Annotated in this window: 14 protein-coding genes; 9 read left to right on the top strand and 5 right to left on the bottom strand. The window is 70.0% G+C overall.

The features are described from left to right. Positions 1 to 4: 4 nt before the first annotated feature. Complete coding sequence (locus tag FB384_RS24875; protein ID WP_183787285.1) at positions 5 to 766, top strand: putative protein N(5)-glutamine methyltransferase; 762 nt, start codon at positions 5 to 7, stop codon at positions 764 to 766. 13 nt (positions 767 to 779) lie between these two features. Here FB384_RS24875 and FB384_RS24870 read toward each other — a convergent pair whose 3' ends face one another. Then, positions 780 to 1,181, bottom strand: coding sequence for a VOC family protein (locus tag FB384_RS24870; protein WP_221213644.1), 402 nt, complete (start codon positions 1,179 to 1,181; stop codon positions 780 to 782). A gap of 236 nt (positions 1,182 to 1,417) precedes the next feature. Here FB384_RS24870 and FB384_RS24865 point away from each other — a divergent pair, with 236 nt between their 5' ends. Both FB384_RS24865 and FB384_RS24860 read left to right on the top strand, forming a co-directional pair. Next, positions 1,418 to 2,416, top strand: a complete 999-nt coding sequence (locus tag FB384_RS24865; protein WP_407676112.1) for an AAA family ATPase — start codon at positions 1,418 to 1,420, stop codon at positions 2,414 to 2,416. Next, a complete protein-coding gene (locus tag FB384_RS24860; protein WP_183787283.1) occupies positions 2,413 to 3,864 on the top strand; it encodes a VWA domain-containing protein in 1,452 nt (483 codons plus the stop codon). Before FB384_RS24865 ends, FB384_RS24860 begins: the two co-directional genes overlap by 4 nt. A 24-nt stretch (positions 3,865 to 3,888) precedes the next feature. Here the strand turns inward: FB384_RS24860 and FB384_RS24855 are convergent, their stop codons facing one another. After that, positions 3,889 to 4,743, bottom strand: coding sequence for an arylamine N-acetyltransferase family protein (locus FB384_RS24855; protein ID WP_183787282.1), 855 nt, complete (start codon positions 4,741 to 4,743; stop codon positions 3,889 to 3,891). Positions 4,744 to 5,038: 295 nt separating this feature from the next. Here FB384_RS24855 and FB384_RS24850 point away from each other — a divergent pair, with 295 nt between their 5' ends. Further along, positions 5,039 to 7,573 carry an MFS transporter gene (locus FB384_RS24850; RefSeq protein ID WP_183787281.1) on the top strand — a complete coding sequence of 845 codons (2,535 nt, stop codon included), beginning with the start codon at positions 5,039 to 5,041 and terminating at the stop codon, positions 7,571 to 7,573. A 74-nt stretch (positions 7,574 to 7,647) separates the two neighbouring features. After that, complete coding sequence (locus tag FB384_RS24845; protein ID WP_183787280.1) at positions 7,648 to 8,094, top strand: cupin domain-containing protein; 447 nt, start codon at positions 7,648 to 7,650, stop codon at positions 8,092 to 8,094. Positions 8,095 to 8,175: 81 nt separating this feature from the next. Here FB384_RS24845 and FB384_RS24840 read toward each other — a convergent pair whose 3' ends face one another. Further along, positions 8,176 to 8,931 (bottom strand): endonuclease/exonuclease/phosphatase family protein, encoded by a 756-nt coding sequence (locus FB384_RS24840; protein WP_183787279.1) that lies wholly within the window; start codon positions 8,929 to 8,931, stop codon positions 8,176 to 8,178. A 268-nt stretch (positions 8,932 to 9,199) separates the two neighbouring features. On the opposite strand from FB384_RS24840, the gene FB384_RS24835 reads away from it, so the two are divergent. After that, positions 9,200 to 9,964, top strand: a complete 765-nt coding sequence (locus FB384_RS24835; protein ID WP_183787278.1) for an SGNH/GDSL hydrolase family protein — start codon at positions 9,200 to 9,202, stop codon at positions 9,962 to 9,964. A gap of 102 nt (positions 9,965 to 10,066) precedes the next feature. On the opposite strand, the gene FB384_RS24830 is transcribed toward FB384_RS24835, so the two are convergent. Beyond that, on the bottom strand, positions 10,067 to 10,945 hold the full coding sequence (locus FB384_RS24830; protein ID WP_221213643.1) for a LysR substrate-binding domain-containing protein: 879 nt from the start codon (positions 10,943 to 10,945) through the stop codon (positions 10,067 to 10,069). A gap of 160 nt (positions 10,946 to 11,105) precedes the next feature. On the opposite strand from FB384_RS24830, the gene FB384_RS24825 reads away from it, so the two are divergent. From FB384_RS24825 to pip, 3 genes are all read left to right on the top strand, one after another. Continuing rightward, positions 11,106 to 12,314: a TauD/TfdA family dioxygenase gene (locus FB384_RS24825; protein WP_183787276.1), complete on the top strand. Its 1,209-nt coding sequence runs from the start codon at positions 11,106 to 11,108 to the stop codon at positions 12,312 to 12,314. Beyond that, positions 12,311 to 12,901: an HD domain-containing protein gene (locus tag FB384_RS24820; RefSeq protein ID WP_183787275.1), complete on the top strand. Its 591-nt coding sequence runs from the start codon at positions 12,311 to 12,313 to the stop codon at positions 12,899 to 12,901. Before FB384_RS24825 ends, FB384_RS24820 begins: the two co-directional genes overlap by 4 nt. Before the next feature lie 474 nt (positions 12,902 to 13,375). Further along, positions 13,376 to 14,335 carry a prolyl aminopeptidase gene (gene pip / locus FB384_RS24815; protein ID WP_183787274.1) on the top strand — a complete coding sequence of 320 codons (960 nt, stop codon included), beginning with the start codon at positions 13,376 to 13,378 and terminating at the stop codon, positions 14,333 to 14,335. A 43-nt stretch (positions 14,336 to 14,378) separates the two neighbouring features. Here the strand turns inward: pip and FB384_RS24810 are convergent, their stop codons facing one another. Next, positions 14,379 to 15,653 (bottom strand): glycosyltransferase, encoded by a 1,275-nt coding sequence (locus FB384_RS24810; RefSeq protein ID WP_183787273.1) that lies wholly within the window; start codon positions 15,651 to 15,653, stop codon positions 14,379 to 14,381. Positions 15,654 to 15,870 lie beyond the last annotated feature (217 nt).

The following is a 15,870-nucleotide window of genomic DNA, read 5'->3' as shown; positions in this document are numbered from 1 at the left end:
GGCGGTGCCGCCATCGCCGATCGTGTCGTCCCTCCGCAGCGCCGGATGCGTGTTCGCCGAGGACGAGGCCGCGCTGCTGCAGGACGCGGCCACCGGCCCGGCGGAATTGGAGCGGCTGGTAGCACGCCGAGTGGGTGGCGAGCCCCTCGAGTACGTGCTCGGCTGGGCCGCCTTCCGCGGGCTGCGCGTGGCGGTCGATCCGGGCGTGTTCGTGCCGCGGCAACGGACCGGTTTCCTCGTGGAGCAGGCCCTCGAGGTGCTGCCGGCCGGTGGTGTCGTCGTCGACCTGTGTTGCGGGTCCGGCGCGCTCGGTGCGGCGGTCGCGGCGGAACGTCCCGATGCGACGGTCCATGCCGCCGACCTCGACCCTGCCGCGGTGCGGTGCGCCCGCCGGAACCTGCCCGGTCGCGTCCACGAGGGCGACCTGTTCGCCGCGCTGCCGCCCGGTCTGCGGGGCACCGTGGACGTCGTCGTGGCCAACGTGCCGTACGTGCCGTCGGAGGCGATCGCGTCGATGCCGCCGGAGGCCCGTGACCACGAACCGGGGATCGCGCTCGACGGCGGCGCCGACGGGCTCGACACGCTCCGCGCGCTCGCAGGTGAGGCGCCGTCGTGGCTCGCCCGCGGCGGCCACGTGCTGAGCGAGACCAGCGAGCGGCAGGCCGTCGGCGCGGCCGCGGCGTTCGCCGGGGCGGGGCTCGTGCCGCGCGTGGAGCGGTGCGAGGACCTCGGCGCCACCGTGATCATCGGCCGCAGCGCGCCGTAGGCGCCACCCGCCACTAGTGCCCGCCCTGGGAGCCTTCGACATCGGGGCGGGCGTGCGGGTTGCGGATGACACCGACGATGTTGCCGAACGGATCGCGCACCGACGCCGTGACGAAACCCTCGCCCCGATCGATCGGGCCTTCGTGTTCGGTGGCGCCCTTCGTGAGCAGTTCCTCGTAGGCGGCGCGCGGGTCGTCGACGTGCCAGTAGAGGACGATGCCGCCGTCCCCGAGTCGGTGCGGCGCGTAGCGCGCGTCGATGATGCCCAGCTCGTGCTGCTCCGGCCCGATCCGGAACTCGATGTACGCGGGAGGCCCGTCGAGCGGGCGGACGAAGTAGGGCTGGATGCCGAGCAGATCGGCGTACCAGTCGCTCGCCTGGGACACGTCGTCGGCGAACAGGCTGACGGTGCTCATGCCGTGGAACACGGTGACTCCTCTGGTCGGACTCTGCTGGTCGGACTCTTCTGGTGGGAGCTGGCCGGGTGCTGTGTGGACTCTCCCGGTCGACCGGGGCCGCCGTGGACGACCGCTGCCGTAGGGAACCGTTGTCTCACCTACCCCTGACAAAACACGTGAGCTGAACCACCGGCCTCGCGACGAAACGCCCGCGAGCGCGAGAATGAGCGGACGCTTACCACGAGGAGTCCGTTGTGACAGAGTCATCGACGTCGCAGGCCGTGCCGCAATCGTCCGAGCAGGAGCCGGTGTTCGCATCGGTCGACGAGGTCGTCGAACGCCTGGCAGGGGCCGGATACCTCGCGTCGAACGCCGTGGCGACCACGGTGTTCCTCGCCGACCGGCTCGGCAAGCCACTGCTGGTCGAAGGTCCTGCCGGGGTCGGCAAGACCGAGCTGGCCCGCGCCATGGCGGCCGCGACCGACAGCGAGCTGATCCGGCTGCAGTGCTACGAGGGCATCGACGAGTCACGCGCGTTGTACGAGTGGAACCACGCCAGTCAGCTACTGCGCATCACGGCGGCCAAGGACGAGAGCTGGGACGCCACCCGCGAGCACGTGTTCAGCGAGGAGTTCCTGCTGTCGCGCCCGTTGCTGACGGCGATCCGCAACGAGGACCCGACGGTGCTGCTCATCGACGAGATCGACAAGGCGGACGTCGAAGTCGAGGGGTTGCTGTTGGAGGTGCTGGGTGACTTCCAGGTCACCGTCCCCGAGCTCGGCACGATCACGGCGACGCGGCGGCCGCTCGTGGTACTCACCTCGAACGCCACGCGCGAGCTGTCCGAAGCGCTGAAACGCCGATGCCTGTTCCTGCACCTGGACTTCCCGCCCGCCGAGCTGGAACGGGACATCGTCACACTGCGCGTGCCGCAGCTCGACACCGAGCTGGCTGCCTCGCTGGTGCGGGTGGTCGGCGCGCTGCGGGAGCTGGAACTGCGCAAATCGCCGTCGATTGCCGAGTCGGTGGACTGGGCGCGCACGCTGCTGGCGCTCGGGGCGGACACGCTCGACGAGCAGGTCGTGCGCGCGACGCTCGGGGTGATCCTCAAGTACGAGACCGACCAGCGGAAGGCACTGTCCGAACTGCGACTCGACCGGGTGCTCTCCCCCGGTGACGCCACCGACAGCGTCGCGGCCGCCGCAGGAACGGCGTCGTCCGGAAACTTCTCGCCCGAGAACGCCGCGTCATGACGGCGCACGCCGTGGCCGGCAGGCTCGTCGAGTTCGCGCACGCGCTGCGCGAGCACGGCATCGCCGTCGGAACCGGCGAGACGGTCGATGCTGCGGCAGCCGCCGAGGCCGTCGGGTTGGCCGACCGGGAGCGGCTCCGCGAAGCCCTGGCCGCGAGTGTGTTGCGGGGCGCGGCCCAGCGGCCCGTGTTCGACGGTGTCTTCGACCTCTACTTCCCCACCGCGCACGGCACGTCGGAGACCACGGTCGACGAGCCCGCCACACCGGCCCGACTGCGTGATCAGCTTCTCGACGCTCTCGTGGCGGGGGACGACGCGCGCGTGCGTGCGCTGGCAGCCACCGGAATCGACCTGTTCGGCGGCTACGGCGCGGCCTCCGGCGGACAAGGTGGACAAGGCGGGCAGGGAACGCAGGGCACCACGGGCGAGGCAGGCGGGAACGGCGGTTCTGCCGCGCGGTTGAGTGGTTGGTCGGCGTATCAGACGTTGTCCGAGGTGCGCCCCCAGGCGTTGCGGGCCCGGTTGCGGGACGCGATCCGGGAGGCCAGAACCGACGGCCTGGACGGCGAGCCGGCGGATGCGCTGGCCGATCGTGAGGCCGCCGCGGGGATCGCGGCCTTCACCGACCACGTGCGCGCGGAGGCGCGCAGGCGAACCGCGGAGCTACGCGGCCGGGACCGGATCGCGCGGCACGCCGTCGCACCGCAGACCGACCTCGTGTCGTTCACGAGCGCCACGGCGGAGCAGTTCGCCGAGATGCGCCGCGCGGTGCAGCCGCTCTCTCGCAAGCTCGCCACCCGGTTGGCGGCGCGGCGCAGGCGGGCGACGCGCGGCCGCATCGACCTACGGCGCACCGTGCGCCGGTCGTTGGCCACCGGCGGGGTGCCGATGCGTCCCGTGATGCGCCGCAGGCGTCCCGGCCGCCCGGAACTGGTGCTGCTCTGCGACATGTCCGGCTCGGTCGCGGGATTCGCCCAGTTCACCCTGTTGCTCACGCAGGCGCTGAGCGACCAGTTCTCGAAGGTCCGCAGTTTCGCGTTCGTCTCACGCACCGACGAGATCACCGAGCTGGTGCGGGCCGGACGGGACGAACCCGAGAACCTGGCCGACCGCATCGTGGCCGAGGCCGATCTGACGCAGGTCGGCATGAGCAGCGATTACGACGGGGCGTTGCAGACGTTCGCCGACGGCTGGGGCGACGTGCTCGGCCCCCGCACCAGCGTGCTCATCCTCGGTGACGGCCGCACCAACGGCGCCCCGCCGAACCTTCCCGCGTTGCGGGCGATGGCCGAGCGTGCGCGGCACGTCTACTGGCTCAACCCGGAGCGCGAGTCGTCGTGGGGCACCGGCGATTCGGAGGCGCACCGCTACGCGCGGGAGGTGCCGATGTTCGAATGCCGCACGATCCGCCAGCTGTCCCGGCTCGTGACCCGGCTGCTGCCCGACTGATCGGCCAACCCGGTCGGCGGGCGATCAGTCGGCGGCCTTCATCGCCTCGGTCAGCGCGGCCGCCTCGTCGTCGGTCAGCACGACGTCCATCCTGCGCAGCTCGTCGACGATGTCGTCGTGGTCGAGCTCGGTCTCGTCCTTGCTGCCGTCGGGACGTTCGACGACACGCTTGCGGCCGAGGAGTTTCGTGCTGACGCCCGGTTCGAGCCGCATCACGATGAGCCCGCCGGTGAACGGCGACTTCGGGTGCGTGGCGACGTAGTGGTTGAACACCTCGTAGTCGATGGGGCGCTGAGGCGCCTCGTCGAACGCGTGGAGCGGCTCCCAGCCGTCGGCCGTCCGCTTCTCGAGCGTCCACGTTCCGTCGTCGTGACTGAGCCGGTTCGCCCACCCCGCCTGGTCCACGACGACCCCGTCTTCGAGCGGCATGGGGTGCAGCACGCCGGCACCGAAACCGACGTCGGCGAGATAGGACGTGCCGTCGACGGTGACGCGCAGGCTCATGTGGGATCTCGGGCCGTTGCGGTGCGGTTGTACGCGTGCCGTCAGCCGCGTGACGCCGTAGCCGAGACGTTCGAGTACGGCGGCGAACAGCAGGCTGTGCTCGTAGCAGTAGCCGCCGCGGTGCCGTGTGACGAGCTTGGCCTGGATCGTGTCGAGGTCGAGTGACGGGGATCTGCCGGTGAACGGGTCGACGTTCTCGAACGGGATCGTCAGCACATGCGCCTCGTGCAACGCGGTGAGCGCTGAGAACGACGGCGGCTCCGCGGGGCGGCCGATCCGTGCAAGGTAGGCGTCGAGATCGAGGGCGTCGATGCCCCACGGATCGGTGGACGGGACGCCGGTGTCGGTGCTTGCGGAGGCGGTCTGCGCTGTCATGGGTTCAGCCTCGCACCTCCAGCGCACTGGAGGTCAATGCGACAGTGGCGGCCGGGCACGGAGCGGACGTGAGTTGTCGCACGCCGACCTCGGGCGAACCCCGTACGAACTACGCAAATCCCCTCGCCTGATCGGGCTAGGTGCTGCCACGGCCGGGAATATGTAGTTGCATCAATCAAGTTATTTGTTATGTTGAGTCAACCGGCTTACGACTCTCGTCGTCACAACTCTGTCCTTACTCAGGGGGTTCATCACGTCCGCGCACGCCCAGACCGTCGAGGATCCCGACGCCACGATGTCCAAGCGGGAGATCATGCAGGCCTTCATCGGCCTGCTGCTCGCGCTGCTCGTCGCGATCCTCTCGTCGACGATCGTTTCCAACGCCCTGCCCCGCATCATCGCCGACCTCGACGGCACCCAGAGCCAATACACCTGGGTGATCACCGCGATGCTGCTGACCTCGACGGCCACCACGCCGATCTGGGGAAAGCTCGCCGACCTGTTCAGCAAGAAGCTGCTGTACCAGCTCGCGATCGTCATCTTCACCGTCGGCTCGGTCCTCGGCGGCTTCGCCGAGTCGATGCCGGAGCTGATCACCTACCGCGCCATCCAGGGCATCGGCATGGGCGGCCTGCAGGCACTCGTCCAGGCGGTCATCGCCGCGATGATCTCGCCGCGTGACCGTGGCCGCTACTCCGGCTACATCGGCGCGACGTTCGCCGTCGCCACGGTGTCCGGCCCACTGCTCGGCGGCATCATCGTCGACTCGCCGCTCGGCTGGCGCTGGTGCTTCTGGGTCACCGTGCCCGTCGCCGTGATCGCGCTGATCGTACTCGGCAAGACGCTCAAACTGCCCGTGATCAAGCGGCAGGTGAAAATCGACTGGCTGGGCGCGACGCTCATCGTCGGCGGTGTCGCCCTGGTGCTGATCTGGGTCTCGCTCGCCGGCAAGGAGTTCGACTGGTGGTCGCCGACGACCGCCGCGTTCCTCGGTGGCGCAGCCGTTGCGCTGATCCTGGCCGTGTTCGTGGAGACGAAGGTCTCCGAACCGGTGGTGCCGCTCAAACTGTTCCGCAACCGGTCCTTCTCGCTCACCGTGATCGGCACGCTCGCCGTCGGCACGGCGATGTTCGGCGGCGCGGTCTTCCTGGCGCAGTACTACCAGATCGCGCGCGGTTACTCGCCCACCGAAGCCGGCCTGATGACCATGCCGATGGTGCTCGGCATGTTCCTGTCAACAACGATCTCGGGCCAGGTCGTGTCCCGTATCGGCAGGACGAAGCCGTTCCTGGTGGGCGGCGCGTCGATCCTCGTCGTCGCGCTGGGTCTGCTCGGCACGATCGACAGTGAGATCAACCTGGCCCAGATGGGCGTCTACCTGGCGCTGATGGGTATCGGAACCGGCTGCCTCATGCAGAACCTGGTGCTGGTCGCCCAGAACACGGTCGGCATGCGCGACGTCGGTTCCAGCACCGCCGTGGTGACGTTCTTCCGCACGCTCGGCGGCTCGGCGGGTGTGTCCGCGCTCGGCGCGGTGCTCGCGCACAACGTCTCCGACTACATCGCCGAAGCGGCGGCCGCCCGCGGTATGCCGATGAGCGGTGGGGCAGGTGGCTCCGGCGGGAGCACGCTCGACGTCGAGGCGATGCCCGCACCCGTGCAGGCCATCGTGCGGTCGGCCTACGGCGACGCCATCGGCGACGTGTTCCTCATCGGTGCCGTCGTCGCCGTCATCACGCTCATCGCCGTGATGTTCATCAAGGAGACGCCGCTGCGCAGCACCCTCGACATTGCCGAAACGAAGGACGAGGACACCGCCGGTGCCGCGGAGGCTCCCGCCACCGACCGGATTCCCGCCGCCGCGACGGCAGTCGGGCCGGCGCAGTCCCCCGTCCCCGCCGCACGTGCGGCTGCGGACATGCCTGCGCCCGGCCCCGTGGCCGCGGTGCGGGACGGTTCGGCCGCCGGCCGGCGAGCCACGGTGCACGGCGTCGTCACGGCAGCGGGCTCCCCCGCCGCCGGGGTCACGCTCACGCTCACCGACTCCTCGGGGGCACAGGTCGACCTGGCACGGAGCGGCGACGACGGAGCATTCCGCGTCGGCGCCCGCGAGCCGGGCCGGTACATCCTCATCGCTGCCGCCGAGCACCTCCAGCCGTCGGCCCAGTCGGTCGAACTCGGCGGGACCCCGCTTCGCCGCGACATCGCGCTGACGGGCTCGGGCCAGGTCACCGGCCGCGTCCGGACCCCGCAGGCGCGGCCGGTGGGCGGCGCGACGGTCGTGCTGACCGACGTCGGCGGCGACGTGCTCGACGCGAGCCTCACCGGAGGCGACGGCTGGTACCGGTTCCCCGACGTGGCCGGCGGCACCTACACCCTTGCCGTGACGGCCCAGGGCTACCGGCCGCAGGCAACGCCGGTCCGCCTGGCCACCGGCGAGCGCGTCACCCAGGACGTCGAGCTCAGCGCGGCGGGCCATCTGGAAGGAATCGTGCGCTCGGAGCTCAGTGGCGCGGCGGTCGCCGAGGCTCGCGTGGTGCTGCTCGACGAGGTCGGTGAGGTCGCGGGCGTCACGATGACCGCCTCCGACGGCACCTACCGATTCGACGATGTCGAGCACGGTCACTACACGGTGATCGCCAGCGGCTACGGTCCCGCCACGGCGACGGTCCACGTCGGCGTCGAACACGGCAGGCAGGACTTCGACCTCGGTTATTCGACCGACGGCACTCCCTCGTCCCGCGCCGGGGCGTCCCGTGACCGGAGGGCCGAGGACACCCCGGTTCGGGGTGACAGCGTTCCCGGCGTTCCCGGCGAGCCGGACGCCTGACGACGAACCGAGGACGGGAGGTGGGGCGGTCGTCGCGACCGCCCCACCTCCCGCGCCGACTAGACTTCGCGATCATGTCGACCCCGCAACGACCGCCGCTCGCCGCGGCCCTCGACCTCGAACCCCACCCGGAAGGCGGCTGGTACCGGCAGACGTGGGTGGCCGGCCACACGTTCCGTCCCGAGGGCTATCCGGGCGAGCGTTCGGCGGCCACCGGCATCCACTATCTGCTCGCGCCAGGTGAGGAATCGGCGTGGCATCGGGTCCGCAGTGACGAGCTGTGGCTCTGGCACCGCGGCGGGCCGCTCACCCTGCAGCTCGGCGGCACCGGTGACGAACCAGCGTCCGAACCGCAGACCTACACGCTCGGCCCCGCGGTCGAGGACGGCCAGCACCTCCAGGTGCTCGTGCCGGCCGGTGTGTGGCAGACCGCCAGGCCCGCAGGCGACGCCGAGGCGCTCGTCTCGTGCATCGTCTCCCCCGGCTTCGACTTCGAAGATTTCGAACTGCTGCCGAGTTGACACGACTCGGCCGTGATCACACGAGAGGGCGCCGGGCTCGCAGCCGAGCCCGGCGCCCCGTGTCGCGATGAACGACCGCTGTTACAACCGGACGCGCATCTTGTAGGCGTGGTGGTCGGAACCCCACTTCGGCCGCTGCAGCGCCTTCGAGTGCGGCACGTTCGTCGGCGCGTACATGTGGTCCAGACGCACTCCGCGGACGCCCTTGATCGGCGTGTACTTCAGCGGGGACGGCATCGACAGCGCCTTGCGCCGGTTGAAGTCCCCCACCACGAACAGCTGTGCGTTCGGGTGGTTCGAGTGCAACGTGCGGACCTTGCTGCGCAGCTTCCGCATGTGGGTCCGCCAGCGATCCCGCCGCTCCGGATGCTTGGACCACGCACCGGAGATGAGATGCGTGTTCACCACGATGACCTTCTTGTTCGTGCCGCGCAGCTGCAGCTTCACCCACGTGACGAAACGCGCGGGCGTGACGCCGGCCTCGCCCGGGTGCGTCCGCTTGTAGCCGGACGCGAGCTTCTCGAACCGGTGGCTGCGCCACGAGATCGGCACCTGGTGCGAACCGGCCGAGTTCGGGCCCTTGGCGAAGTAGTGCCGATAGTTGTCGGGAAGCTGGCGCTTGAGCTTGTTCTTCGACGCCGTGCCCTTGACCTCCTGCCAGCCGATGATGCCGGCGAAGTTGTGATAGTCGACCGCGCCGCGCAGCGTGTTGTGCGTGCCGATCGTGATCCGTGGATCCACTTGCGCGGTGGCCGGTGCCGCCGCGGCCGGCGGAGCGAGGGTCGCCCCGAAGACCGCGCTCAGCGCCACGACGCCGAGCTTCACTCGTTTCCTCATGATTACGAAAACCCCCAGGTTTCCTTCGTCGGCCGAGATGTGACCGTCGGTTGTGTCGCTGTTCGGTTGTCGTTGTTCGGTTGTGACGACGTCGGTGTCGCCTCGAGCTCCGGCCGCCGGCTGCGGCCGGAGCTCGAGGCTACGACGCCGAGGCGGACACTACGGTTGCAACCGGGCACGGGGAACCTTCGCCGGTAGGCGGTGTCAGCGGTAGCGGTAATCCCGGTGCGTGCCCGATCACAGGCGCCCGATGACTAGAGTCATGACCATGTTCGAGCGGTTCGTCGCAGTGGGAGATTCGTTCACCGAGGGGGTCGGCGACGACGACCCCGTTTACCCGAACGGTGTCCGCGGGTGGGCCGACCTCGTGGCAGAGTCCCTCGCGGCGGCTCACCCCGGTCTCGGCTACGCGAACCTGGCCGTGCGCGGCCGATTGCTCGGCGAGGTGGTGGCCGAACAGCTCGACCCCGCACTCGCGCTGCGCCCCGACCTGGTGACGCTCTACGCCGGTGGCAACGATCTGATGCGGCCCCGGCCCGACATCGACGGTCTCGCCGAGGTCTACGACGAGGCCGTCGGCAAGCTCGCCGCGTCGGGGACGACGGTGGTGCTGTTCACCGGCGTCGACGGGGTCGACGATCCGGTGTTCCGGAAGCTGCGGGGCCGCACCGCCGTCTACAACGAGCACGTCCGGCTCATCGCGGCGCGGCACGGTGCGCTCGTCGTGGACATGTGGGCGATGCGCGAACTGCGGGACCGCCGGATGTGGTCCGACGACCGCATCCACCTCGGCCCCCACGGCCACCGGGCCGTCGCGTCGGCCGTACTCGACGCCCTCGGCGCCCCGCACACACTGCGGCCCGCCGACCTACCGCCCGTCCCCGCGGAGACGCCTGCGCAGCGGCGCAGCGAGGACCTCCGGTGGGTCCGCACCCACGTCGTCCCCTGGATCCACCGGCGGCTGACCGGCACCTCCTCCGGTGACGGCGTCGCACCGAAGCGGCCGACCCCGGAGCCGATCACACCCCGCTGAGGCGCGCGTCGAGGACTCGCGGCCCCGCTCGCGGGCCGCCTGCCAGCGGATGCACGCCGCAGCCGGTCACCACGGCGAGGTCGCCCACCGTGGTGCGGACCGTTACTCGGTCATCTCTCCCAGCGGGGCGCTGTCCTGTTCGAGCTCGTCGAGCCAGCGCAGGAACGCGCGTGCGGATGCGGTGTGGTGCGGTGCGTCGAGCGGGCGGAGCAGGTAGTGGGCTTGACGCATCGGCCACGTCCGGTCGAGGGCGAGGCTGACGCGACCGGTGCGGACGGCGGTGCGAGCGAACCGTTCGGGCACGACCGCGCAGACATCGTCGGCGGCGGCCATCTCGAGTGCGGCGAGGCTGGTGTCGACGGTGATGGCGCGCTCGGGCTCCACCGCATCGCCCGGCAGGATCCGCTGCCACACGTCGTCGAAACCGAGTACCTGGACTCTGGGGCGGGCGGCGAGATCGGCGTGCGAGGTGACCGGGCCGTAGCGAGCCAGATGCGCCGGTCCGTGCACGACCACGGCGTGGTCGTGGTGAAGCAGCTCGCTGCTGACGCCGGGCCAGGGGCCGCGTCCCTGGTGAATGTCGACGTCGACTTCACCAGGGGGCAGCGCCTCGGACCAGATGGCACACACCAGGCGCAGGTCGATGGCCGGATGCACCTGCTGGAACTCGTGGATTCGGGGCGCCAGCCAGGTCGTCGCGTACGACACCTGAGTGCGCACGGTGAGCTGTTCGCGTCGCACCGCGCCGAACAGTCCGCTGGTCGCTACCGCCAGCTCCTCGAAGCTGTCACGGACCGCGGGGAGATAGGCGCGGCCGAGCTCGGTGAGTTCCACGCTGCGCGCCAGCCGGTCGAACAGACGCACCCCGAGGTGGGTTTCCAACGTCCGGATGCGCTGGCTGACCGTCGCGGGCGAGAGGTGCAGTTCACCGGCCGCGGCGGCGAAGCTCTCCAACCGGGCAGCGGCTTCGAAAGCCTGCACACAGGGAAGCGGAGGAAGTGGTCCATGCACTGCCACGAGGATACGGCCGCCCGTGTTGAGGCTTGGTTTTTTGACATCTCAGGGCCGATACACATTGTTTGAATGAGGGCTGATGCTCCGGTCAGGCTGATGATGAACCGACCGACCGAAGGAGATGCCGATGATCGAGGCCACGCACCTCACCGGCGCCGGCCCCGTCGCCGGGAGCGTCGAACCGGAGGGCACCCTGACTCTCGGGGAGCGCAGTCTGTCGCTCGTGCTGGACGGCAGGGAGCGTCACTTCCATTACGTGTGGCTCCGCGACAACAGCTGGGCCGCCGCCGACCGTGTCTTCCTGTCCAGCGAGCGCAAACTCTTCACGCCCGCCATCGCCACGACCGTTGCGCCGACCGAGGCCGAGTTCGACCCGGACAGCGGGTTGTCCGTGCGGTGGACCGACGGCCAGCAGGCGCGGTACTCCGCGGAGTGGCTGCGCCGTCACGACTATTCCCAAGCTCCGCGGCACGGCCGCCGCCACGCTGTGACCCTGTGGGCCGAGACCGACGCCGAACTGCCTCGCTTCTCCCACGCCGACGTCGTCGACACCACCGATGGGCAACTCGCCTACCTCGATGCCGTGGCCGAGCACGGCGCGGCGATCGTGACCGGTGTCCCCTCGGCCGACCACGAGGTCGAGCGATTCGCCGAGACCATCGGGCACGTCCGGGAGGTCGCCTTCGAACGGGTCCACAACGTCCGGCACGACCCCACCGGTTACAACGTCGCCCACACACCCGAGGAACTCAAGCCGCACACCGACCTGCCCAGCTACAACTGGCCGCCGTCCATCCAGCTGCTGCACTTCCTGACCAACGAGGCCACCGGCGGGGAGTCGACCCTCGTCGACGGCTGGGCCGCATTGGCCGAACTGCGCAGGCAGGCGCCCGGGCACTTCGACACGCTGTGCCGGGTGCCTGTGCCGTACCAGTTGTTCAGCGAGGAGGAGGACACGTGGGCCGAGAACCCGATGGTTCAGCTCGACACCGACGGCAACGTCAAGGTCTTCCGGTTCTCCAACCAGCTCGCCCAGCCCCTGTCGATCCCCTTCGACCAGGTCGAGTCGTTCTACGACGCCTACCGCCACCTGGGGACCATCATCGACTCCGGTCGACACCGGGCCACGTTCAAGTCCGACGGCGGTGACCTGATCACCGTGCATTCGCACCGGGTGCTGCACGGCAGGTTGCCCTACGATCCGGCCAGCGGTGCACGCCACCTGCAGGACGTCTACATGGAGTTCGACGACCTGCTCGCCCGTCGCCGCGTGTTGCGGGGTGAGCACAAGCCCCTCGCCGCCGAGCGGCGTGACGTGACCGGGGAGGTCGCATGACAACCGACCGAGATCCCGGCCAGGCGCCGACCGTCGGATTCACGGCGATGGCCGACGGAACCGCTCAGGACTACGAGTTGCTCGCCCGGTACGAGGAGGCCGAACTCGCCCGGTTCCCGGACCGGATCCTGAGCTGGCTTCGGGGTATGGACGACCACTCCGGTTACCAGGTCACGCGTCTCGAACACAGTCTCCAGGCCGCTACCCGTGCCCACCACGCCGGTGCGGACGAGGAGACCGTCGTGTGCGTACTGGTTCACGACATCGGCGACATGCTCGCTCCGGCGAATCATTCGGAGGTCGCCGCCGCCGTCGTCCGTCCCTACGTGTCCGAACGCAACCACTGGATCCTCAAACACCACGGAGTGTTCCAAGGCATCTACTGGTTCCACCACGTCGGCGCCGACCCGCACATTCGCGAGCGTTGGGCCGATCACCCGTGGTACCGGGACTGCGTCGACTTCTGCGCCGACTACGACCAGAACTCGTTCGACCCCGACTACCCCACCAAACCACTGGAGTTCTTCGAACCCATGGTCCGCCGCGTGTTCGCCCCGGACCGCGTCAGCACTCCCGAGCTGGAGTAGCGGCCCTGCCATGTCGCCGGCGGATCCGCTGTCGGCTGACCGGTGCCCCCATCGGCGGCGGCCCCGCCGCGGTAGGGGTCGCCGCCGATGGCACGCCGCTGAGGTCCGGCCCACCGGCCGCGCGCTGCCGGCGACGGAGCCACTGCGTCGCCGGCAGCGCGAGTATCACCGCGAGCAGGTACCCGGCCGCTACCCTGCCCCATGGCGAGCGCCGAGATGCCGGTCCGTCGAGCGCCGGACGGTGCTCGACCGAGTCGCGGGCACCCGGGTGGTCCGGGTGCCGGGGGAAGAATCGTGCATGCCTGGCCCTTGATCACAGGTCCGCCGGTGGTGTCGGATACGGGTCGTGTCACCTGAGCTTCCGAATGCCGAGCACCGACCACGTAGCCGAACTCGGCCCGGAGCCCAACGCGGTGGTGCGGTCGCAGAGCGGCCACGCCGATGCCCCGGCCGCCGTGCCCGTCGGGAGACGTGATGCGCGAGTTGTACCCGCACATCGAGCCGCACGCCACGGGAATGCTCCCCGTCGGCGAAGGGCACGAGCTCTACTGGGAGGAATGCGGCAACCCGGCTGGTAAGCCCGTCGTGTTCCTCCACGGCGGACCCGGATCGGGGTGCAGGCCCGGTCATCGACGCATGTTCGACCCCGAGCGATACCGGATCGTGCTGTTCGACCAACGCGGCGCGGGACGCAGCACCCCCAACGCCGGGCGGATCGACGCCGACCTGACCAGCAACACGACCTGGCACCTCGTCGACGACATGGAAAGCCTGCGCACGCATCTCGACGTCGATCGATGGCAGGTGTTCGGTGGTTCGTGGGGCAGCACGCTGGCCCTGGCCTACGCCGAACAGCACCCCGACCGCGTCACCGAACTGGTGTTGCGCGGGGTGTTCACGGCACGACGCAAGGAACTCGACTGGAGCTTCCGGGGCAGCTCCGCATTCCTGTTTCCCGACCGGTTCGAACAGCTCCTGGAGCCCGTCCCGCACGACGAGCGCGGCGATCTCATCGAGGCCTACCACCGGCTGCTGTCCGATCCCGATGAGTCGGTCCGCAGGTCGGCAGCCATCTCCTGGGCACAGTGGGAAGCCGACACCGCCTACCTGCGCCCGAACCAGGAGTTCGTCACCGGATTCACCGACCCCGACCACGCAGCCGCGCTCGCGCGGATCGAGGTGCACTACTTCCGCAACCTCTGCTTCCTCGAGGACGGCCAGTTGCTGCGCGATGCGCACCGGCTGGCCGGTATCCCCGGCGTCATCGCACAGGGCCGCTACGACGTGGTCACACCACCCGTCAGCGCGTGGGATCTGCACCGGGCCTGGCCCGACTCGGACCTGGTCATCGTGCCCGACGCCGGTCACGCCTTCGACGAGCCGGGCACGCTCGAGGTGCTGCTCGACGCGACCGACAGGTTCGCACCCGACTGACCCACCGCGCGGGTGCCGTGCCGGCGGCGGGCCTCGGTCCTCGTTATGTCCCCGCTGCCTCGGACTCCAGAAGTTCGACGGCCCGAGCGACACCGTGTTCGGCCCGGATCTGCTGTGCCACGTCCTCTGCACGTCGGCTCCGAGCGACGTCGGTGGCGGCGCGCCGGATGGCTTCGGACAGTGTGTCGGCGGCGAGGTCCCGCACCGGGATGGGCTCCGGGGCGAGACCCATGGCGTGCAGTCGTTGCGCCCAGAACCGTTGTTCCACATGGAAGAAACAACCCACCTGAGGACGTCCGGCCGCAACCGCCGCGCCGGTGGTACCGGCACCACCGGCATGAACGACAGCGGCGACGCGGGGGAAGAGCCAGTCGTGCGGAACCTGGTCGACGACGAACACGTCGTCGACCTGTTCCTCCAGTCGTAGGCCGCCCCCGCCGGAGGCGAGAACCGCCCGCACCCCGGCCCGGCGGACGGCCTCGCTGACGAGCCGTCCCACCTGCGCCGGATCGGTGTTGGGCATACTGCCGAACCCGATGAACACGGGCGGCTTCCCCGTCGCGAGGAAGTGAGACAACTCGGGTGAGGGCACCGGGTCTTCGCCGCTGTCCAGGAACCAGAACCCCGTGGTGTGCACCCAGGACGGATAGTCGGCAGGGGGCGGAACGATGTGCCGGCTGAAGGCCTGCAACAGGGTGGCCTGCGTGCCGTCCGGGCGCCGCAGGGAGTCGTGGCGATATCGGCGCCGGGACAGCCCCAAGGTGTCGCGTCGCCACCTGTCGATCGCACCGGCGAACGAGCGCAGCGCCAGCGCGTTGAGGCGGTAGCTCATGCGGTTACACACCGCGGGAACCCGCATCGGCAACATCAGGTTCGGAAACGCGCGCGTGGGCACCCAGACAGGCTGCAGACCGACCGGGACCGCGGGTACACCGAGGTACTCGGCGACATGGTGGGCGGGACTGTTGGCCTGATGGACCACGAGATCGGCACCGCCGTCGGCCGCGGCAGCCATGTCCGTGAGCACGCGAGCCATGGCCGGCTTGGCCTCCCGCAGCACACTCAGCATCGCCGCGATCCGTCGCCCGTTCCCGCCCTTGCCTGCAAGGACCGGCTCGAGGCGCCCGGGATCGTCCAACATCCGGTTCGGCCCGTCGTCCAACGCCGCGAAGCGCACGCCGTGCTGCTCGACGAAGGGGCCGAATGCCGCAGGCGCTGCCAACACTGGTTCGTGACCTGCGGCGAGTAAGCCCGTCGCCAACGCGACGAAGGGCTGTACATCACCCCGAGTGCCGTGCGTGACGAGCAGGACTCGCATCCCGGTCTCCCCTCTCGCTCCCTGTGGCGGGCTTTGCCACGAGCCCCGATGCGTTCGATCCATGATGGCTCCGCTGTCCCGTTGACGAACCCGTGCCGCACCGGCCGGACGTCCGAGCCGGCGCACGATCCGCGATGCAGCAACGGGACCGCGGCTGCCTCGTCGGGCGCGGTCACTCCCGGCCCAACCGGCCGGTTGGCCCACCGCTGCAGGAATC

Origin of the sequence: Prauserella sediminis (assembly GCF_014195435.1) — a bacterium.
Classification (GTDB): domain Bacteria; phylum Actinomycetota; class Actinomycetes; order Mycobacteriales; family Pseudonocardiaceae; genus Prauserella; species Prauserella salsuginis.
Note: the sequence above shows the minus strand (reverse complement) of the source record. Positions and strands in the feature narration are given on the sequence as shown.